Annotated in this window: 18 protein-coding genes; 6 read left to right on the top strand and 12 right to left on the bottom strand. The window is 66.8% G+C overall.

The window, feature by feature from the left end; translation table 11 throughout:
- Nucleotides 1-62: 62 nt before the first annotated feature.
- Nucleotides 63-998, bottom strand: coding sequence for a dihydrodipicolinate synthase family protein (locus QHC78_RS13725; RefSeq protein ID WP_319745415.1), 936 nt, complete (start codon nucleotides 996-998; stop codon nucleotides 63-65).
- Between the two features lie 29 nt (nucleotides 999-1,027).
- Nucleotides 1,028-1,732 carry a FadR/GntR family transcriptional regulator gene (locus QHC78_RS13720; protein WP_319745413.1) on the bottom strand — a complete coding sequence of 235 codons (705 nt, stop codon included), beginning with the start codon at nucleotides 1,730-1,732 and terminating at the stop codon, nucleotides 1,028-1,030.
- 236 nt (nucleotides 1,733-1,968) lie between these two features.
- Between QHC78_RS13720 and QHC78_RS13715 the strand changes: the two genes are divergently transcribed.
- Genes QHC78_RS13715 through QHC78_RS13705 form a run of 3 tightly spaced genes read left to right on the top strand, consistent with a single transcriptional unit; the run spans nucleotide 1,969 to nucleotide 4,858 of the window.
- Nucleotides 1,969-3,096 carry a Re/Si-specific NAD(P)(+) transhydrogenase subunit alpha gene (locus tag QHC78_RS13715; RefSeq protein WP_319745411.1) on the top strand — a complete coding sequence of 376 codons (1,128 nt, stop codon included), beginning with the start codon at nucleotides 1,969-1,971 and terminating at the stop codon, nucleotides 3,094-3,096.
- On the top strand, nucleotides 3,096-3,425 hold the full coding sequence (locus tag QHC78_RS13710) for an NAD(P) transhydrogenase subunit alpha part 2 (RefSeq protein ID WP_319745409.1): 330 nt from the start codon (nucleotides 3,096-3,098) through the stop codon (nucleotides 3,423-3,425). The genes QHC78_RS13715 and QHC78_RS13710 overlap by 1 nt, the downstream gene beginning before the upstream one ends.
- Nucleotides 3,425-4,858 (top strand): NAD(P)(+) transhydrogenase (Re/Si-specific) subunit beta, encoded by a 1,434-nt coding sequence (locus QHC78_RS13705; RefSeq protein ID WP_319745407.1) that lies wholly within the window; start codon nucleotides 3,425-3,427, stop codon nucleotides 4,856-4,858. The genes QHC78_RS13710 and QHC78_RS13705 overlap by 1 nt, the downstream gene beginning before the upstream one ends.
- Before the next feature lie 30 nt (nucleotides 4,859-4,888).
- Here QHC78_RS13705 and QHC78_RS13700 read toward each other — a convergent pair whose 3' ends face one another.
- The 4 genes from QHC78_RS13700 to QHC78_RS13685 form a co-directional block, all read right to left on the bottom strand.
- Entirely contained in the window at nucleotides 4,889-6,535 is a 1,647-nt protein-coding gene (locus QHC78_RS13700) for an ATP-dependent DNA ligase (RefSeq protein WP_319745405.1), read from the bottom strand.
- Complete coding sequence (locus QHC78_RS13695) at nucleotides 6,532-7,554, bottom strand: ligase-associated DNA damage response exonuclease (protein WP_319745403.1); 1,023 nt, start codon at nucleotides 7,552-7,554, stop codon at nucleotides 6,532-6,534. The genes QHC78_RS13700 and QHC78_RS13695 overlap by 4 nt, the downstream gene beginning before the upstream one ends.
- A gap of 119 nt (nucleotides 7,555-7,673) precedes the next feature.
- A complete protein-coding gene (locus QHC78_RS13690) occupies nucleotides 7,674-8,540 on the bottom strand; it encodes an alpha/beta fold hydrolase (protein ID WP_319745401.1) in 867 nt (288 codons plus the stop codon).
- A 3-nt stretch (nucleotides 8,541-8,543) separates the two neighbouring features.
- The gene (locus QHC78_RS13685; protein WP_319745400.1) at nucleotides 8,544-9,296 is read right to left on the bottom strand and encodes an enoyl-CoA hydratase/isomerase family protein; all 753 of its coding nucleotides are present in this window, start codon (nucleotides 9,294-9,296) and stop codon (nucleotides 8,544-8,546) included.
- Between the two features lie 136 nt (nucleotides 9,297-9,432).
- Between QHC78_RS13685 and QHC78_RS13680 the strand changes: the two genes are divergently transcribed.
- Complete coding sequence (locus QHC78_RS13680; protein WP_319745398.1) at nucleotides 9,433-10,953, top strand: class I adenylate-forming enzyme family protein; 1,521 nt, start codon at nucleotides 9,433-9,435, stop codon at nucleotides 10,951-10,953.
- Between the two features lie 48 nt (nucleotides 10,954-11,001).
- Nucleotides 11,002-11,778, top strand: coding sequence for an IclR family transcriptional regulator (locus QHC78_RS13675; RefSeq protein ID WP_319745397.1), 777 nt, complete (start codon nucleotides 11,002-11,004; stop codon nucleotides 11,776-11,778).
- A gap of 15 nt (nucleotides 11,779-11,793) precedes the next feature.
- On the opposite strand, the gene QHC78_RS13670 is transcribed toward QHC78_RS13675, so the two are convergent.
- From QHC78_RS13670 to mdlC, 5 genes are all read right to left on the bottom strand, one after another.
- Nucleotides 11,794-12,513, bottom strand: a complete 720-nt coding sequence (locus tag QHC78_RS13670; protein WP_319745395.1) for an aspartate/glutamate racemase family protein — start codon at nucleotides 12,511-12,513, stop codon at nucleotides 11,794-11,796.
- A 29-nt stretch (nucleotides 12,514-12,542) separates the two neighbouring features.
- Nucleotides 12,543-13,520 carry a Bug family tripartite tricarboxylate transporter substrate binding protein gene (locus QHC78_RS13665; protein WP_319745394.1) on the bottom strand — a complete coding sequence of 326 codons (978 nt, stop codon included), beginning with the start codon at nucleotides 13,518-13,520 and terminating at the stop codon, nucleotides 12,543-12,545.
- A gap of 294 nt (nucleotides 13,521-13,814) precedes the next feature.
- Nucleotides 13,815-14,801 (bottom strand): Bug family tripartite tricarboxylate transporter substrate binding protein, encoded by a 987-nt coding sequence (locus tag QHC78_RS13660; protein ID WP_319745392.1) that lies wholly within the window; start codon nucleotides 14,799-14,801, stop codon nucleotides 13,815-13,817.
- 79 nt (nucleotides 14,802-14,880) lie between these two features.
- Nucleotides 14,881-16,332 carry an aldehyde dehydrogenase gene (locus QHC78_RS13655; protein WP_319745390.1) on the bottom strand — a complete coding sequence of 484 codons (1,452 nt, stop codon included), beginning with the start codon at nucleotides 16,330-16,332 and terminating at the stop codon, nucleotides 14,881-14,883.
- A 42-nt stretch (nucleotides 16,333-16,374) separates the two neighbouring features.
- A complete protein-coding gene (gene mdlC / locus QHC78_RS13650) occupies nucleotides 16,375-17,985 on the bottom strand; it encodes a benzoylformate decarboxylase (RefSeq protein WP_319745389.1) in 1,611 nt (536 codons plus the stop codon).
- 110 nt (nucleotides 17,986-18,095) lie between these two features.
- Here mdlC and QHC78_RS13645 point away from each other — a divergent pair, with 110 nt between their 5' ends.
- A complete protein-coding gene (locus tag QHC78_RS13645) occupies nucleotides 18,096-19,001 on the top strand; it encodes a LysR family transcriptional regulator (RefSeq protein ID WP_319745387.1) in 906 nt (301 codons plus the stop codon).
- Between the two features lie 10 nt (nucleotides 19,002-19,011).
- Here the strand turns inward: QHC78_RS13645 and glcF are convergent, their stop codons facing one another.
- Nucleotides 19,012-20,253, bottom strand: a complete 1,242-nt coding sequence (gene glcF, locus QHC78_RS13640) for a glycolate oxidase subunit GlcF (protein WP_319745386.1) — start codon at nucleotides 20,251-20,253, stop codon at nucleotides 19,012-19,014.
- Between the last annotated feature and the right edge of the window lie 2 nt (nucleotides 20,254-20,255).

Raw genomic sequence — 20,255 nt, 5'->3', positions numbered from 1 at the left:
GCCTCGTTCGGGTCCATCCTGGATTTTACTGTAGGCCGAAGGCCCCCGCCGGACAACGCCGCTCAGGCCGCCGCGCCCCTGATCCCCGGCATGTCGAAGCCCTGCTCCGTGAGCTGGCGGAGCAGTTCGTTCTCCTGGTCCGCGGGCAGCTCCACCAGCGGCGGCCGCACCGGGCGCCAGGCAGGGTCCTGGGAGAAATGGGCAATGATGGCCTTGAGCGCCGGGATCATCGAATACTTCTGCACCAGTTCACGCGTGCGTGCTACCTGATGCTGCAGCGCCTCGGCATCCGGCCCCTGCCAGTTGTCGTAGAGCCGGCTGATGGGTCCTGGATTGATGTTGCCGGTCGCCGTGATGCAACCCTTGCCGCCCGCCCGCAGGCCGCGCAGCAGCAGCGTCTCGCTGGCGGGAAAAACATCGAAGCCCGTGGCGGCGAAGCCCTCGATGACGGACTTGGAATAATTCCAGTCGCCCGAGGAGTCCTTCAGGCCGACGACGGTGTCCGGATACGCCTTAACCAGCCGCTCGATCAGAGGCAGCGAAATCGGCACCTGCGATACCGGGGGGATATGGTACAGGTAGACACGCAACGCCGCGTCGCCCACGCCTTCGATCACCTGGCTGTAATAGCGGAACAGGCCTTCGTCCGGAACGCCCTTGTAGAAGAACGGGGGCAGCATGAGCACGCCGGCCGCCCCGACCTTGAGCGCGGCGGAAGTCATTTGCACCGCCTCGGGCACCGAACACGCGCCGGTGCCGGGCATGAGCCGGTCCCCGGGGATGCCCTCGGCCACGAGCCTATCCATCAGCGCGATCTTCTCGGCCGCCGATAGCGAGTTTGCTTCGCTATTGGTGCCGAAGATGGCCAGTCCGGCGCAGCCGCTATCGAGCAGCCAGCGGCAATGGCGCACGAAGCGGCCGGCATCGGGCGCCATGTCGGACTGGAAAGGGGTGACGACGGGAGCAAGCAGGCCTTGCAGGCGGGGAGGCTGGGACATGTCTTTTCTTCCTGGACGGTGGACTCGGATCAATGGGCCTGGATGCGCTGCAGCCGGGCCATGGCATTGCTCATGTGCGCATGCGCCGCGACCCTCGCCCCAATGGGGTCGTGCGCGGCGATGGCTTCGTAGATGGCCTCGTGCTCCATCGTGATATCGCTCAGCCAGCCCGCCAGTTCGCAATTGCGCCGGCTGATGGACAGCTGCGTACGGGTGTAGCGCTCGAGGAACTCAAAGAAATCGTCGTAGACCGGGTTTTTGGCCGCGCGCGCGATGGCGCGGTGGAACAGGATGTCTTCTTCCACGCCGTCGCCGCCTCGCAGGCTGGCCTTGTTCAGGACCTTGAGCGCGTTGCGGATGTCCTTGACCTGCACGGGCGTGGCGCGCGCAGCCGCAAGCGCGGCGGCTTCGGTCTCGACACCTATGCGCAGCTCGAACACCTGCTGCACCACCGCGTGCGCTTCCTGGCGCTCGCCACCGATGCGGAACGGCCGTCCCATGGGCGTGGCAGCGACAAATGCCCCCAGGCCCTGGCGGGTCGTAACCAGCCCATCGGACTTCAGGCGGGCAATGGCTTCGCGCACCACCGTGCGGCTGACGCCGTACTCCGCCGCCAGCCGTTCTTCGGTGGGCAGCCGGCTGCCGGCCGCACGTTCGCCCGAGGCGATCTGCCTGGACAGGACGTCGCTGAGCTGTTCGGCCAGGTTGTTGCTGCGTAGCGGCGAGGAAGACATGGGCGGCAAAAGAAGAAAGGGGAAGGACAATTCGCCCGGTCATCATACAACCAGTCAACTACAAGAACCACCTGGCGGGGCGGCCGTAGCGCATGCCGGCCCAATGGCAAGAAAGATACGGTCGGGCACGGAACCCCATGCTAGGATGCTCCGGGCGATGCGGGGAAATCGCCATAGGCCGCGCCAGACGGCCGTGCCCCCCGGCCCGTCCGCCACGACGCACAGAGGAGAATCTCATGAAGATTGGGGTCCCGACTGAAATACGGCCGGGGGAGACGCGCGTTGCCGGCACACCGGAAACCGTGAAGAAACTGGTTGCCGGCGGCGCCAACCAGGTGCTGGTGCAAGCCGGCGCCGGAACCAACGCCAGCTTTACCGACGACGCCTATGCGGCGGCCGGGGCCACGGTGGTGCCCGATGCCGCGCAAGTCTATGCACAGGCGGACCTGATCCTGAAAGTGCAGGCACCGCAGGAGGCCGAGCTGTCCCAGCTGCGGGCCGGACAGCTCCTGCTCGGCATGCTCGACCCCTTTAATCTGGAGGGGTTGGAGAAACTGGCGGCGACCGGGGTGACGGCGTTCGCGCTCGAAGCCGCGCCCCGGATCACGCGGGCCCAGAGCCTGGACGTGCTGTCGTCGCAGGCCAATATCGCCGGCTACAAGGCGGTCATCATGGCGGCCGACCATTACGGCCGGTTCATGCCCATGCTGATGACGGCGGCCGGCACCGTCAAGGCCGCGCGCGTGCTCGTCCTGGGGGCCGGCGTAGCCGGCCTGCAGGCCATCGCGACCGCCAAGCGCCTGGGCGCGGTGGTTGAGGCGTCCGACGTGCGGCCCGCCGCCAAGGAGCAAGTGGAATCGCTGGGCGCGAAGTTCATCGACGTACCGTTCGAAACCGACGAAGAACGCGAGATCGCTCAGGGCGTGGGGGGCTACGCCCGCCCCATGCCGGCGGCATGGATGGCGCGTCAGGCGGCGCTGGTTGCCGAGCGTTGCAGGCAGGCGGATATCGTCATCACGACGGCCCTGATACCCGGTCGCCCGGCACCGGTCCTCGTCAGCGAGGAAACCGTCGCCGGCATGAAGCCGGGCTCGGTCATCGTCGACCTTGCGGTGGAACGCGGCGGCAACTGTCCGCTCTCCCGCCCGGACCAGGTGGTCGACGCGCACGGGGTGAAGATCATCGGCTACACCAATCTCGCGGCCAGGGTAGCCACCGACGCCTCGGCCCTCTATGCCCGCAATCTGCTGGACTTCCTCAAGCTGGTGGTGGCCGCGGACGGCACCCCGGCGATCCAGCGGGAAGACGAGATCGTCGCCGCCTGCATGGTCTGCGATGCCCACCGTGTGCTGAGGAACAAGTAATGGAACTCGTCGACACCACCATCATCAACCTCATCATCTTTGTCCTGGCCATCTACGTGGGCTACCACGTCGTCTGGAACGTGACGCCGGCGCTGCACACGCCGCTGATGGCCGTCACCAATGCCATCTCGGCCATCATCATCGTGGGCGCGATGCTGGCCGCGGCGCTCACCGACACGGGGCTGGGCAAGGTCATGGGCGTCCTTGCCGTCGCATTGGCCGCAGTCAATGTGTTCGGCGGCTTTTTGGTCACCCGCCGCATGCTGGAGATGTTCCGCAAGAAACCGAAGGCCCCGGCCGATGCGTCGTCCAAGCAGGAGGCCCGCTGATGCTCTCGCTCAACGTCGTCACGCTGCTGTACCTGGTCGCATCGGTGTGTTTCATCCAGGCGCTCAAAGGGCTGTCGCATCCCACCACGTCCCGGCTCGGCAACACGTTCGGCATGGTGGGCATGGCCATCGCCGTGCTGACCACCGCGGCGCTGATCGCGCGCCTCGCCAGCGAACCTCTCGCGGGCCTGGGCTGGGTCGTACTGGGCCTGCTCGTGGGCGGCACCGCTGGCACCATCATGGCCAAGCGCGTGGAAATGACCAAGATGCCGGAACTGGTAGCCTTCATGCACAGCATGATAGGCCTGGCCGCAGTGTTCATCGCCATCGCGGCGGTGGCCGAGCCGCATGCCTTCGGTATTGCCGACCCCGGGATGCCCATTCCTACCGGCAACCGCATCGAGCTGTTCATCGGCACCTTCGTGGGCGCGATCACTTTCTCCGGCTCGGTCATTGCGTTCGGCAAGCTGTCGGGACGCTACAAATTGCGCGTGTTCCGCGGCGCGCCGGTGGTATTCGCCGGCCAGCACCTGCTCAACCTGCTGCTGGCCATCGTCATGGTCGCCTGCGGCATCTGGTTCGCGGTCACGCAGCAATGGACGCCCTACGTCATCATGACGGCCATCGCCTTCGTGCTGGGCGTGCTCATCATCATCCCCATCGGGGGCGCCGATATGCCGGTGGTGGTGTCGATGCTCAACAGCTACTCGGGGTGGGCGGCGGCGGGCATCGGCTTCTCGCTCAACAACCCGATGCTGATCATCGCCGGCTCGCTGGTGGGTTCGTCGGGCGCGATCCTGTCCTACATCATGTGCAAGGCGATGAACCGCTCGTTCTTCAACGTGATCCTGGGCGGCTTCGGCGGCGATGCCTCGGCGGCCGGCGCGGCAGGGGAACAGCAGCAGCGCAGCGTGAAGTCGGGCAGCCCCGACGACGCCGCGTTCATGCTGGCCAATGCCGAGACCGTGGTGATCGTGCCCGGCTACGGACTGGCCGTGGCGCGCGCGCAGCATGCGCTGAAGGAACTCACCACCAAGCTGTCCGAGAAAGGCGTGGACGTGAAGTACGCGATCCACCCGGTGGCGGGCCGCATGCCGGGGCACATGAACGTGCTGCTGGCCGAGGCGGAGGTCCCTTACGACCAGGTCTACGAGATGGAAGACATCAACTCGGAGTTCGGCCAGGTCGACGTGGTGCTGGTGCTGGGGGCCAATGACGTGGTCAACCCCGCCGCCAAGAACGATCCCAAGTCGCCCATCGCGGGCATGCCCATCCTCGAGGCCTACAAGGCGCGCACGGTCATCGTCAACAAGCGGTCGATGGCGGCGGGCTACGCCGGCCTGGACAACGAGCTGTTCTACCTGGACAAGACCATGATGGTGTTCGGCGATGCCAAGAAGGTCGTCGAAGACATGGTCAAGGCGGTGGAGTAAGCGGCACGGGCGGCCCGCCGGTGGGCCGCCCTATGCCGTGGGCGGCAGCAGCGCCGCCAGCGTATCGAGCGTGTCGGCCTCCTCCACCGGTTTGTCGCGCCGCCAACGCAGCATGCGCGGGAAACGCACGGCGATGCCGCTCTTGTGCCGGACGCTGCGAGCGATGCCTTCGAATCCCAGCTCGAACACCAGCGTCGGGGCGACGCTGCGTACCGGACCGAAGGTTTCCCGGGTGGTCTTGCGCACGATCGCGTCGACCTCGCGGATTTCTTCGTCGGTCAATCCCGAGTACGCCTTGGCAAAGGGCACCAGCCGCCGGCCGGCCACGCCCGGCGGCGCGTCCCAGACGGCAAAGGTGTAGTCGGTATAGAGGCTGGCGCGTCGGCCGTGCCCCTTTTGCGCATAGATCAACACCGCGTCCACCGAATACGGATCGACCTTCCACTTCCACCACGTGCCGGCGTCCTTGGTACGGCCCACGCCGTAGCCCCCCTGCGCGCTCTTGATCATCATGCCTTCCACGCCGCGCTCGCGCGAGCTTTCCCGCAGGTGTGCATACGCCTCCCAGGAGGCGGCATGGAGCAACGGACTCGGCAGCAAGCGGGACTCGCCGGCTTGTGCCAATAGCATGTCGAGCGCGGCGCGGCGCTCGCGCAAGGGCCGCGGCCGCCAGTCCATGCCGTCCCGTTCCAGCAGGTCGTAGGCAAGCAGCGCCACCGGTGCGTCGCGCAAGATGCGCGGCGTCAAGGCCTTCCGGCCTATCCGCTGCTGCAACAGCGCAAAGGGTTGCACCTTGTCGTCCTTGTAGGCCACGATTTCGCCATCCACGACAGTCCCCTCGGGCAGGGTTTGGGCTGCCTCCACCAGCTCGGGAAAACGGTCGCTGACCAATTCCTCGCCGCGCGACCACAGCCAGGTGCCGCCATCGCGCCGCACCAGCTGCGCGCGAATGCCGTCCCACTTCCATTCCACCAGCCATGCCGTGGTGGAACCGAGCAGGCGATCGAAGTCGCCGACGTCGGCTTGCAGGGGATGGGCCAGGAAAAACGGATAGGGCATGCCTGCTTCGCGCCGGCCTGCCGGTGCGTCGGCAGCGATCAATGCCTGATAGGCCTGCGCCGTCGGCCGCGCATTCAGGTCGGTATAGCCCACCATGCGCTGCGCCACCTCCTTGGCATCGATGCCCGCCAGTTCCGCCAGCACGCGCGTGACCATCAGGCGCGAGACGCCCACCCGGAAACTGCCGGTGATGAGCTTGGTGAAAACCAGCCGTCCCCGCGTATCGAGCCGGCTCCAGGCTTCGAGCAGGCGCGGCTTCAATTGCTCGGGCACCATGCCGCGCAGCGGCAGCAGGCCATGCTCGATCCAGGCGGCCAGGCTGGCGTCGTCGGCGTGCGGCGTCTCGGGCAGCAGCAACGCAACGGTCTCGGCCAGGTCGCCCACCGCCTGGTAGCTTTCCTCGAACAGCCATTCGGGAATGCCGGCTGCCTCGCGCGCATACGCTTTGAGAAGCTTGGCCGGCACGAGCTGCCGCGGCTTGCCGCCCGCAAGGAAATAGACGGCCCAGGCAGCGTCCTCGGGAGGGCTGCTGCGCAGGTAGTCCAGCATCGCCGCCCGCTTGCCCAGGCTGGACGTGGTCGACTCGAGCGCGATGTACAGATCGACGAAGGCCTTCATGCTTCCTCCGCCACGATGGGCTCGCCCCGGTCTCCGTCTTCCTCGTCGCCGTACTCGGTCGAGAACGCCTCGCCCTGCAATCCCTGCTCGCGCAGCCAGCGCACCATGGCGTGGACACTGCCGTGCGTGACGAAAACACGCTCCGCGCCGGTAGCGGCTATGGCTTGCTGCAGGCCCGGCCAATCGGCATGGTCCGACAGCGCAAACCCGCGATCCACGCTCCGGCGGCGCTGGTTGCCGCGCACCCGCATCCAGCCGCTGGCGAACCCGTCGGAGTAATTGCCGAAACGCCTCAGCCACGGCGAACCTCGCGCCGAGGGCGGCGCCAGGATCAATGCCTGTTGCAGCACCGCCTTGTCGGCGACTTCCACCAGCCGCAAGGCGGCAGGCAACACCACGCCGGCGGCCCGATAGGCGTCGTTGACTGCTGCCACGGCCCCATGGACCACGATGGGGCCGATGCCGGCGTCCACGCTCGCCAACACACGCTGCGCCTTGCCGAAGGCATAGCAGAACAGCACCGAGGCACGCCCTTGCGCCGCGTTCCGGGCCCACCACTGGTTCATCTCTCCGAAAAGCGTCCGGCCGTCCTGCCAGCGATAGATGGGCAAGCCGAAGGTGGACTCGGTAATGAAGGTGTGGCAGCGAACGGGCTCGAACGCGCGGCATGTGGGATCAGCCGCCAGCTTATAGTCGCCGGAGGCCACCCATACTTCCCCGTGGTACTCGATGCGCACCTGGGCCGAGCCGAGAACGTGGCCCGCGGGATGCAGCGACACCTTGACCCCATCGAGCTCGACGCTCTCGCCGTACGGCAAGGTCTGGAGCGCGATGTCGCCCAGCCTCGCGCGCAGCACCTGTTCTCCGGCCGCGGCGGCCAGGTATGCGCCATGGCCGGCCCGGGCGTGGTCGGCATGGGCATGGGTGATGACTGCGCGGTCGACGGGACGCCACGGGTCGATATAGAACCGCCCGGGGGGGCAATACAGTCCCTCGCGGGTGGCGACGACGAGGTCCATCGGCCGTTTCCACGAAATGAAGCGATGACAGCAAGATAGGGGCGCGGCCCTGCTTGTTACAAGCGCCGCCAGGCAAACGGACGGTGCAGTTGGTGAGCAGATGTGAACGGCGGCAAGCCCTAGGCCAGCAACACCCGCAGGACGGCGATCAGGGCCAGCGGCTGGTCCAGCATCAGGTAGTGATAGGCCTGGGGCACGACAATGGGCCCACGCCCGCGCGGCAGGCATGCCACGATGCGTTCGGCCTCGTGCTGCCGGACGACCGTGCTGAATTCTCCCCGCACATAGTCCACCGGTACCCGAAGCTGGCGTAATACCTCGGCCATGTCCGGTTCATGCGGCCCCGGCGGCAGCAAGGGGTCGAACTTCCAGAGCCATCCCCCGTCCTGCTCACGCAGCGAGTGGCGGGCGATGTAGTCCACCAGGTAAGGGTGGTCGCACGGCTGCCCGGGTGCGAGGCGATAACGCGCGCGGGCGCTGGCGTAATCGGGATACGGTTCCAGCCGCGGGCGCCGCGGGGGTGCCTGCTTGCTGGAGGGGGAGTCGGCGAAGCGGCAGATGCTGTCCACCGCCACGACGTGCTTGATGAGATCGGGAAATTCGAGTGCGGCCCGCAGGGCCCGCGCGCCGCCGAAGCTGTGGCCGACCACCACGGCCGGCCCCAGCCCGGCATGTGCGATGACGGCCGCGATATCGGCGGCGAACCCATAGGCGCCATATTGGGCACGATGGCCGCTGTCGCCCATGCCCGCGAGGTCCATGGCGACCACCCGATGGCTATCGGCGAAGTACGGCGCGATGGCGTCCCAGTAGTGGGCATGGGCGCGGTAGCCGTGGACGAAAAGCAGTCCCGGCCGCTCCCGGTGCTCGAGCCGCCACGCCAGGTAGTGAAGAGGCACGCCGCCGGCCTCGGCGAAGTGCGGTTCGCCCCGGCGTGCCCACGCACGCTCGACCCAGGCCGGCACGCTAGCCTCGCTCTGCGTCATTGCCTAATCCATCCTCGCGCGCGGTTGCTCCCCGCCACCGACTACCGAGGCGTGCCGGCCCGAGCGTGTAATGTCCACGCGCGCCTGCGCGACCAGTTGCAGGTGCCGCTCGATGGTTGCACGGCGCTCGGCCAGCACGAGCCGCTTGGTCAGCCGGTTGGCATGCATGGAATTGGCGGCCAGTCCTCGCGCCAGCGACAGCGCGTCGGCATACGCATCCTGCGCGACCCGGTTGACGAGACGGATCTCCCTGGCTTCTTCGGCGGTATAGGCACGTCCGGTCAGCATGATTTCCAATGCCGCGGCTTCGCCCACGATACCGGGCAAGGTGATGTCGCTGATGCCCGACAGCATGCCATGCTCTACCTCGGGGAATGCCAGGCGCGCATCCGGCGCCGCGACCCGCATGTCGCAATGAATGGCGAGCGTCAGCCCAAAGCCGATGACGTAGCCATGCAGCGCCGCCACGATGGGCTTGGTGACTTCCACGCCCACGGTAGGAATGGCATTGGCTAGCGTTTCCGTGCTGACGGTGCGGCCGGTGGACTTCATTTCCTTGAAGTCGGATCCCGCCGAGAACGCCTTGGGCCCCGCGCCCCGCACCACCAGCGCCCGCACATCGTCCCGCGCCTCCGCTTCGCGCCAGACATCGGCCAAGGCCTCTTTATGGGCTGCATCCAGCGCATTGAGGCGCTCGGGCCGATTCAAGGTGACCACGAAGACGCCGTCGCCGGCTGCCTGGAATTCGATGCTCATCGATGTTCTCCGCCGTGCCCACGGCCGGGACAGGTCATGCCGGCGATTGTAGGAAGAGTTTGTATATAGCACAACATGTGTTTATTATGAACATCCCACGCTTGCCGCCCGCTGCCACCGGACTTTCCGCTCGCCCATGAGCATCGCCACTCTTCTCGAACAGGCCGGCACAACATGGCCGGACCGTTGTGCGCTGATCGACGCCCACACCGGAAAGCAGTTCACGTTCGCCGAACTGGTGCAGGCGGTATCCGCGTTCTCGCAGCGGCTGCTGGCAAGCTTCGAAACGCCGCCAGGCGCCCGTATCGCGTTGCTGGGCGACGCCACGCCCGACTTCCTGTTTGCCGACTATGGCGTCATGAGCGCCGGGCGCGTACGGGTCTCGCTGGACCCGGCACTGGATCCGGCCGAACTGCTCGGCCAATTGCGGGACTCGGGCGCGCGGGTACTGCTGTACTGCTCCCCCTACGCCGACAAGGTCCACGCCATGGGCGCGGGCATCGCCGAATGCGGCATCGAGGCCCGGCCGATCGACAGCCTGGCCGATGCAGCAGGCCGTCCGGATGCGTTCGTGCACTGTGCGCCGGACGACATCGCGGCGCTGAACTACACGGGCGGCACCACCGGCGAGCCCAAGGCCGTGGTCCACACGCATGGCAGCTACGGCGCGGCGATCCGGAACATCATCGCGGCGCGCCGCCCCTGGACAGGCGACGTGATGCTCAACGTCCGGCCCTTGTGGCCCATTGCCGCGATCCTGCAGCTGGCGCACCTGCTACAAGGCGGGACGTTGATACTCGGGCCCCATTTCGAACCGCACCGGTTCATGGAACTCGTGGCCCGCTACCGGCCGACGTGCACGTCGCTGGTCCCCACGCATCTGGTTCGCCTGCTAAAGCTACTGCCCGGCACCCCGGCCGGCCTGGGCTCGCTGTCATGCATCGAAGTGGGGGCCGCCGCCATGCCTTCCGAATTGCTGCAGCAGGCAGTCGCCGTTTTCGGCCCGGTCTTTTCCGTCATCTATGGACTGACCGAAGCGCCGTGGACCTGTTATCGGCCGCCGCCGGCCATCGCCGAAGTGCTGGCGGATCCCGCGGGAACGCAGGGCCTGGTCGGGCCCACGACCACCGAGTCCGTCCACCTCGCCATCAGAGACCCGCGTCGCCCTTTGCCGCCGGGCATGGTGGGCGAAGTCCTGATACGCGGGCCGCACGTGATGCGGGGCTACTGGCAACGGCCGGAGCTGAGCGCGGCCGTGCTCGATGACGGCTGGTTCCATACCGGCGATCTCGGCAGTCTCGACAGCCAAGGGCGGCTCCGTATAGTCGGGCGCGCGAAGGCCGTGATCCGCACAGGAGGCAAATCGGTCCAGCCGGGCGAAGTCGAGCAGGTGCTGTGCGAGCATCCCGCTGTCCTCGAGGCAGCCGTAGTCGGGATCCCGGATACCGAGTGGGGCGAGCTCGTCGCCGCGGCCGTCGTGAAGCAGCCCGGAACCGCGCTCGGTGCCGAAGCGCTGGCCGCCTTTTGCAAGGAACGCCTCTCTTCCCACAAGCGGCCCAAATTGCTGGTGTTCATGGATGCGCTGCCCCGCTCCCATTACGGTAAAGTGTTGACCCGGAAGGTCCTGGACGCGATCGTCTCGAGCCGCGCCGGCTGACCGGCGGCTCCGGCATGCCGGCCGCGTCCTTTTCATCGAGCGTCACTCTTGCAGAAGAAACCAGAAAACCGCCCAGCCGATGCCGGCGATGCCGGTCGGGTGCAATCCATAGACCGTGCCTTCACGGTGCTGCGCGAACTGGCCAGCACGCCGCAGGGCGCCACGGCGCTCGACCTCTCCCGGCGCACCGATATCGAACGAACGACGGTCCACCGGCTGTTGAAGACCCTCATGCATTGGGACATGGTCGCCGCCGAGGACGGCGTCTACACGCTCGGTCCGGAGTGCCTGCTGTTCGCCACGGCGCATGCCAGCCGGCTGAACGTGCGCCGAGCCGCGCTGCCCTATGCGGTGGAGTTGCAGGAGAAAGTCTTGCAAGGCCGCTCGGCCCTGGTCTCGATTTCGGTTCCGGCGCGCGATCGAGTGATTATCGTCGAGCGCATCTGGACACCGCGCACGCCCATGAACGTGATCATCGATATTGGCAACCAGTTTCCGATCGACGATTGCGCCAGCGGCAAATCCATTCTGTCCACCTACCCGGACGAACTCTGCCTGTCCATGCTGGGAAAGGCGCGATTCGACAAGATCCATCCCGCCTTGCGCAAGATCCGGCAGGCGGACGGATTCAGCGCCACCGTGGGCCGCTACAAGCGGGGCCTGGCCTCGCTGGCCTACCCGTTCCATGGACGAGGCGGGACGGCGCTGGGCGCCATCGTCGTGTCCGGCCTCGACCTGGACGACAGCTTGCGGCCGGATTCAACCCTGGCCCAGCACTTGCATCGCGCCTGCGAGAACGTATCGTCTGCCCTGCAGCACGGCTGACACGCGCCGCCAGCGCTAAGCCTGCGGGTAGCGCCGCGGACGCAGCCCGGCATGGAACCAGTTGATCAGCGTGACGCCGTCGTAGACCGGCACGCCGAAACGCTCGGCGATGTCGGCGCTGAAAGGCGTCATGTTGCTGCATTCCGATACGATGGCGCCGACGTCCGGGTAGTCCCGCAGCAGGCGCGCGGCCGCATCCAGCACTTCCGTCCGCATGGGCTCGAACCGGGGTACCGTGTCGCCCGACTTGATCGCGGTCACGAACATGGAATCGGCCGGCATGCCGACGACCGGCGTACCTGCGTCCACGCCGACCGCTTCCAGGTGAGCCGCATGCAGGCTCTCGCGGCTGAAGGTCAGGATGCCTACCCGCTTGCCCGGCGGCAGCAGCCGCTCGGCCCAGGGCGCCTGCAGCAGGCTGCTGGAGGCAACCGGCACCCCGCAAGCCGCGGCCAATTCCCGCTGGTACAAGGCAAGAAAGCCGCAGGTGGTGGCGATGCCGTCCACCCCTCCCGCGACCAGTTCACGGGCCGCGTCCTTGAAGGCATCCAGCAGCCCCGACTCTTCGAGCGCCATCATCTTGTCGGGCGTGGCTTGCTCGACAATACGGTACTGCACGGGGAAATCCCAGGTACCGGCATGGCCCACGTCGCCCGGCAGGCGGCAGAAACCGGTCTTCACCATCAGGATGCCGACGGTCACGCCGTGGAACGTTTTCTTGCGGGCTGCAACCATGCTTGCTCCGTCATTCGTCCGTATGGACCTCATTTCTTTTCGATCTTTGCCTGTTCCACGGCCTGCGCGTACTTGCGGCTTTCCTTCTGTACGTATTCGCCGAACTGCTTGCCGGTCACGGTGCCGGCAACCATTCCTTGCTTGTCGAGCCACGCCTTGAACTGGGAGGAACCGAGCACCTTGGTCAACGCCGCCTGGATGCGGGAGGAAACCGCCTCGGGCATCCCGGCCGGACCCCACATGCCATACCAGGACACGAAGTCCATGTCCGGCACGCCGGCCTCCCCGAGGGTCGGGACGGAAGGCAGCAGTGCGCTGCGGCGCTCGCCGGTGACCGCGATGGCTTTCAAGCGTCCGGTGTTGACGAATGGCAGCGTCGTGAGCACCGGGTCCATGATCGCGCTGAGCTGGCCGCCCACGATGTCCGCCAGGGCGGGTGCCGATCCCTTGTAGATCACCATGGGAATCGCCGTGCCGGCCCGCACATTGAAGGTTTCCATCGCCAGGTGACCGCCGGAACCGAAGCCGCCTACGCCGAAGTTGACCTTGTCGGGATGCGCCTTGGCGTGCTTGATGAAATCATCGACGGTGTTGATGCCGCTCTGCGGAGAGACGACGAAAACCAAGGGTGTGCTGGCCACCATGCCGATGGGCGTGAAGTCTTTCTGCAGATCGAATGGCTGCTTTTCCTTCATGACCAGCGGATTGACGATGACGGTACTGGCCGTGACCAGCAGCACATGTCCATCGGGCTCGGAGCTGGCCACGTATTCGGCGCCGATGTTGCCGGACGCGCCGGCGCGGTTCTCCACCACGACCTGCTGGCCGAATTCTTCGGTCAACTGCACGGCCAGGGCGCGGGACAGCACATCGACCGTGCCGCCGGGCACGTACGGCGCAACGATCCGGATCGGCTTGCTGGGAAAAGTCTGCGCCATGGCGCTTGCGGAAACGATCGTCAATATTGCGGCCGCCGCCTTCGCTGCCAATTTACTGGTAACCATCATGGATGCATCCGTCCTGTCGAGTGAATGTGACGCATGCCCCGCCGCATCGCTCCCGGGCGCGGAACATGTTCATAATACGGACTACCTGTGCGAGCAAGAATAGAGTATGCGCGGGCCCGGGACGGGTCAACGAATTTTTAGGCAGGACAATAGCGTGGCGGGGAATAAGGACGCCGGCGCGGCGGCACGGGTCGGGGAAGGCGGGCGCCGAGGAAGGGCTGCGGCAGAAGCGGCAGAAACGGCGGAAACGGCAGAAACGGCGCAGGCCGGGCGGGCCGGCCTGCAAGAAGGAGATCAGTCGCCCACGATCTTGCGTTCGCGGATGATGGCGCCGAAGCGCCTGGCGTCTTCCTCGACACGCGCATGGAACTGCTCGGGCGTCATCGGGGCGGGATCGCCGCCCATCGCGACCAGGCGCTCGCGGAAGGCCGGTGTGCCGACGATCTTGTTGATTTCGGTATTCAGCTTGCCGATGATTTCCTTGGGCGTGCCGGCCGGCGCATAGAAGCCGAACACCGTATCGGCATCGAAACCCTTGAGGCCTGCCTCGTCCAGCGTCGGTACATTGGGGAACAACGGCGATCGCGTCAGGCTGCCTACCGCAAGCATGTTCAGCTTGCCCGATTGCACATGCTGCATGGCGATGCCCGGGTCGAAGGCGAAGTCGATCTGTCCGGCCAGCAGGTCGACCAGCGCCGGCGCCGCCCCGCGGTACGGGACATGCACGGCGCTCACGCCTGCCTGGCTCTGGAACATTTCCGCCGCCAGGTGCGGCGAGCTGCCATTGCCGGGCGTGCCATAGCTCAGCTTGCCGGGATTGGCCTTGAGGTAGGCGATGAAGGACTTGATATCGGCAGGCAGCTTGCCCGGCTGGGTCACCAGGAACACCTTGACCTTGGCGGCCGCGGCCACGGGGGCGAGGTCCTTGATGGGATCGAACGACATCTTCGGGTAGATGAACGGATTGACCGACACCATGCCGCCCGAGCTCATCAACAACGTGTAGCCGTCGGGCGCGGAGCGGGCCACGGCTTCGCCGCCGATGTTGCCCCCTGCCCCGCCCTTGTTTTCGACCACGACCGGCTGCCCCAGGACTTCCTGCAGCGGCCCGGTAATGGCCCGGGCGATCTGGTCTGCCGCGCCGCCCGGCGGAAAGTTGACGACAACCTTCACGGGCTTGGCCGGCCACGATTGGGCCGCGGCGCCGAACGCCGCGGCGCATCCGAGCGCGAACGCGCCCAGTTTGGCCGCGAAGGCCCACTTGCCTGCTTGATGGTTCATGCTTGTCTCCTGGCTTGTTATGAAGGGATGCGCTTCCCCGTCCCGCCACCCCGGCCATGGGCGGCCGGGGCGCGGAAGCTCAGAACGGATAGTGCCGCGGGGTGGTCTGCACGGTGATCCAGCGCAGCTCGGTGAACTCATGGATGCCTGCGCTGCCGCCAAAACGGCCGATGCCGCTGGCCTTGACGCCGCCGAACGGCATCTGGGCTTCGTCGTGCACCGTGGGGCCATTGACGTGGCAGATACCCGATTCGATACGCTTGGCCACCTGCATGGCCCGGGCGATGTCGCGTCCGAACACAGCCGATGACAGGCCGTACTCGGTATCGTTGGCGCTCTTGATGGCTTCCTCCACCCCGTTGACGCGCACCACCGCCTTGACCGGTCCGAACGATTCCTCGCTGTAGATCTGCATCCCGGGCGTGACGCGATCGACGATCGTCGCCGGCATCAGCGTGTTCTCGGCCTTGCCGCCGCACACCAGCACGGCGCCCTTGGCCAGTGCGTCGTCGATCATGGCGTTGCAGCGTTCGACGGTGCTCATGTCGACCACCGATCCAAGCACGGCGGGCCCCTTGCGCGGATCCTGCAAGGGAAGAGACTTGGCCTTCTCGGCAAACTTGGCGATGAAGGCGTCGGCGATCTTGTCGTCGACGATGATGCGCTCGGTAGACATGCAGATCTGGCCGGAATTGGCGAACGCGCCGAAGGCAGCGGCACTGACCGCGGCATCGAGATCGGCGTCGTCCAGGATCACCAGAGGCGCCTTGCCGCCAAGTTCGAGCACCACCGGCTTGAGGTACTTGGCGCAGGTCTGGGCAATGATCTTGCCCACGCGCGTGGAGCCGGTGAAGTTCACGCGCCGCACGGCCGGGTGCGCCACCGCGGCCTCCACCACCGGACCGGCATCGGCCGGCGCGTTCGTGATGAAGTTGACCACGCCGGGCGGAAAGCCGGCCTCATTGAGCGCCTCGACGATCAGCCCATGCGTGGCCGGGCAGATCTCCGAGCCTTTGAAAACCACGGTGTTGCCGCAAGCCAGGGGCACGGCGATGGATCGCACGCCCAGGATCACCGGCGCGTTCCAAGGCGCGATGCCCAGTACCACGCCGGCCCCTTGGCGCACCGCCATGGCGAGGCTGCCCGGCACGTCGGAGGGAATTACTTCGCCGTTGATCTGAGTGGTCAAGGCCGCGGCTTCCTGCAGCATGCCGGCGGCAAGATGCACGTTGAAGCCCGCCCACATCGCCGACGCGCCGGTTTCCGCCGCCATGGCCTGGGCGAATGCTTCGCCCTTGGCCTCCAGCGCCTGGGCGGCCTTGAGCAGCAGTGCGCGCCGCTCGCTGGGGCCGGTGTCGCGCCAGGTCTCGAACGCGCGCGCCGCCGCGTCGACGGCCTTGACCATGTCCTCGGGCGAAGCCGCGGGGGCCTGGGTCGCGACCGAACCGTCCAGCGGGTTGCGCCGCTCGAAAGTCGCGTCCTTGGAGGCCGCCGCAGATTTTCCGTCGATCAGCATTGCTATCGTTTTCATATCAGTCTCCTGCTCTGGCTGGTGGGGGGGGCGAAGCGGAATTCAAGCGATTTCTACATCCACAAGGAGTGGAACCGGCGATGACAGCGCTTCGCGCAGCACGTCCGGCAGCTTGGCGGGGTCCGACACGCGTATGCCTTGGCACGCGTGTCCGCGCGCGAGCGACACGAAATCGAGGTCGGGCAGATCTGTGCCGGCCAGCGGGTCTTCCGGTTTGAACCCGAAAGTGGGCGCAAATTCCCTGAGGGCCGCATACCGCCGGTTGTTGAGGATGATGAAGGTAATGGGCAGCTTGAGCTGGGCGGCGGTCCAGAGCGCCTGGATGGAATACATGCTGGAGCCGTCGCCGATCAGGGCTATGACCTTGCTTTGCGGCTTGGCGAGCGCCACGCCGACTGCCGCCGGCATGCTGTAGCCGAGGCCGCCGCTGCACATGGTGTAGAACGTCTCGCTCTGCAGCATGGGCAGATGCTGGTGCATGACCGGGCGGGCACTCGGCGATTCCTCGACCACGATGGATGCCGGATCGCGCACTTCGGCCAGCGTCTGCAACACGTACGCCACGGACATGGGCGCAGACGGTTCGGCACGCGGCAGAGGACGCCTGGCCGGCGGCAAGGGCCGCTCCGCAGGCGTGGTCAGCTCGAGCAGTTCCCGCACGCCCAACCCGATACTGCCGACGGCGGCCGTCCCTGCGGGGGCCCACGCCGCCACGTGCGGATCGTCGGTCAGCTGGACCAGGTTCGCGCCGGGAGGCACGTGCGGGCCGAAGCCCTCTACGTGATAGGTGAAGGCCGGCGCTCCGATCACGAAGATGCAGTCGTAGCCGCCCAGCAGCGAAACGATCTTCTCGCGGATGGCGGGCAGAAAACCCATGAATTGGCGGTGGTCTTCCGGAAACCCGCAGCGGCCCGACATGGGGGCGACCCAGACGCCCGCACGGTGGCGCTCGGCCAGCTGGACCACGTCGTCCCAGGCACCGTCCCGGTCGACGGCTGCTCCGATCACGAATGCCGGGCACCGCGCCGCGTCGAGGGCGCGCGCGATCTCCGCCATGACCTGCGGATCGGGCCGCAGCAGCTTGCCGACGCGGCGCGGCGCAACGGGCTCGCAAAGACGCGACCAGTCGTCGGCCGGCACCGAGATGAGCACCGGACCGCAGGGCGGCTGCATGGCTATGTAGTAGCCCCGCGCGATGGCGAGCGGCACGTCTTCTGCCCGCGCCGGCTCGCAGCTCCATTTGACGTAGGGCTTGGGCAGCTCGGTTGCCTGGGCCGAATGCAGGAACGGATCGAACGGAAGAATGGAGCGGGCCTGCTGCCCGGCAGTGATGACCAGCGGCGTGCGGTTCTTGTACGCCGTGAAAATGTTGCCCATGGCGTTGCCGACACCGGCCGCCGAATGCAGGTTGATGAACGAAGCGTTGCGCCGCGCCTGCGCATAGCCGTCTGCCATGCCAACCACCACGCCCTCGTGCAGGCCGAGCACATAGCGGAAATCGCTTGGGAAATCGAGGAACAGCGGCAATTCGGTGGACCCGGGATTGCCGAAGATGGTGGTCATGTCGAAGGCGCGCAGCAGGTCGAGCACGGCCTCGCGGACGGTGGTCGTTCCGGACGAGGCGGCGGGCATGGCCGGGCTGGATGGCGTCATGGTTCGTCTCCGCTTGATGTTCCGGGCGAGACCCGGCGAGTCCCACAAGTATGGCAAGCGACCCCTTGCCTGAACATTGCTTTTTTAAGAAAAAGTCATTACCTTTTGGCATGACCTACGACATCCGGCAACTGAATGCCTTCCTGGCGGTCGTACAGCACGGAACCCTGGGGCGCGCGGCCCAGACCCTCAACATTACGCAACCGGCGCTGAGCCGGACCATACGCCGCTTGGAGGAACAGATAGGCGCGCCGCTGTTCGAGCGCTATGCCACCGGCATGGTGCTCACTCCCTTCGGCCAGGCCCTGCTGCCGCACGCGACGCTGCTGCAGCGGGAAGCCGAGCAGGCGGCCGAGGAAATCAACGCTCTGCGCGGCCTGGCGCGCGGCACCATACGGGTGGGCGCGGTCGCCAGTGCCGTCAGCCTGGTGCTGCCCATCGCCATCGGCCGTGTCCTGGCGCAATGGCCCAACCTGCAGGTCCACGTCGTCGAAGGGGTGGGCGACCTGCTCACCGATGCCCTGCTCACCCACGACATCGACCTGGCCATAGGCGTCTCGATGCCGGATACCGCGGATATCTGCGTCATTCCGGACTGCGAATGGCACGACGCCAGCCACATCATCGCGGCCACATCCCATCCGCTGCGCAAGCGCACGCGGCTCCGGCTGGAAGATACGCTGGACCACAAATGGGTGCTGCCGCCCCGCGGCACGGCGCCGTTCGAAGAAGTCACCCAGCTGTTCGCGTCACGGGGATTGCCGCTGCCCGATATCGTGGTCGAGACGCGCTCCATCATCGCCCTCAAGAGCATGGTCGCGCATGCAGGCTTCCTGAGCTGGATGCCGCAGCCCATGTACGAAGCCGAGCGCACGGCCGGCCTGGCCGACACCCTGCACCTTCCCCACGTCGGCCTGCAGCGCAGGCTGATGGTGTTCCGGCGCACCAAGGGCATTCTTCCCCAACCTGCCGTCAAGCTGCTGGATGCGCTCCGGCAGATCGCGCAGGGTCTTTAGCGGACCGCCGTCAAGCTGCGGCGGATGGCGCCCGCAACGCGTCGTCGACGGCCTCGATCCAATGCCTGACCGGGATACCGGTGCCGCTCTGCAAATGGGCCAGGCAGCCGATATTGGAAGACAGAATCGCATCCGGCTCCGCCTGCCCGATCGCGGCCAGTTTCCGGGCGCGGAGCTCGCCCGCGATCTGAGGCTGCAGCAGCGAGTAGGTGCCCGCCGAACCGCAGCACGAATGGCTGTCCGCAAAAGGCTGCAGCGCGAACCCCAATTCGGCCAGCATGCGCTCGGTCAGCGGCCGCAATGCTTGCCAATGCTGCAGCGTGCAAGGCGGGTGGAAGGCCACGCGCGCCGGCAGCCGCCCCTGCAGCCGCGGCGCGAGCTCGCCCGCATGCGGTGCGAGTATCTCGGCCACGTCGCGGACCAGCCCGGACACCCGCCGTGCCTTGGCGGCATAGGACGGATCGTCCTGCAGATGATGGGCGTACTCACGCACGGTCGCGCCGCATCCCGAAGCATTCATCACAATGGCCTCGATGCGACCGGCCTCGATATCCGGCCACCAGGCGTCGATATTGGCGCGCATCTGGCCCAATGCGGCCGACTGCTGGTTCAAGTGGAAACGCGCAGCCCCGCAGCAGCCGGAACCCGGTGCAACGCTGGCCGATATCCCCACCGCGTCGAGCACGCGCAGCGTGGCGGCATCGATGGAGGGCATCATCGAGGGCTGGACACATCCGGCCAGTATCAGGACGCGCCGCGCATGCGTGCCCCGCGGCACGGCCCCCGATGGCCGGCGCGCCGGCACCTTCACCGCGATGGCGCGCGGCAGCAGCGGCCGCAGTGCCTGCCCGACCCGTAGCGCGGCACCGAATAAAGGCGTAGCCAGCACCCTGCCGAGGACGGCACGCTTGGCCCGTTCGCCGGCGGGGCGCTCGACACGCGTTTCAACCATGCTCCGCCCGATGTCGATCAACTGCCCATACTCCACGCCCGATGGGCAGGTCGTCTCGCAATTGCGGCAGGTCAGGCAACGGTCCAGGTGCAGCTGGGTACTGGCAGTCACCTCCCCGCCTTCGAGCATCTGCTTGATCAGGTAGATGCGGCCGCGCGGGCTGTCCAGCTCGTCGCCCAGCACCTGGTAGGTCGGACAGGTGGCCGTGCAGAAGCCGCAGTGCACACATTTGCGCAGGATCGCCTCGGCGCGCTTGCCGTGGGGCGTATCCTTGATCGACTCCGATAGCCGGGTTTGCATGG

This window comes from Pigmentiphaga sp. (genome assembly GCF_033795525.1).
GTDB lineage: Bacteria > Pseudomonadota > Gammaproteobacteria > Burkholderiales > Burkholderiaceae_B > Pigmentiphaga.
This window is presented reverse-complemented; position numbering and strand designations above follow the sequence as displayed.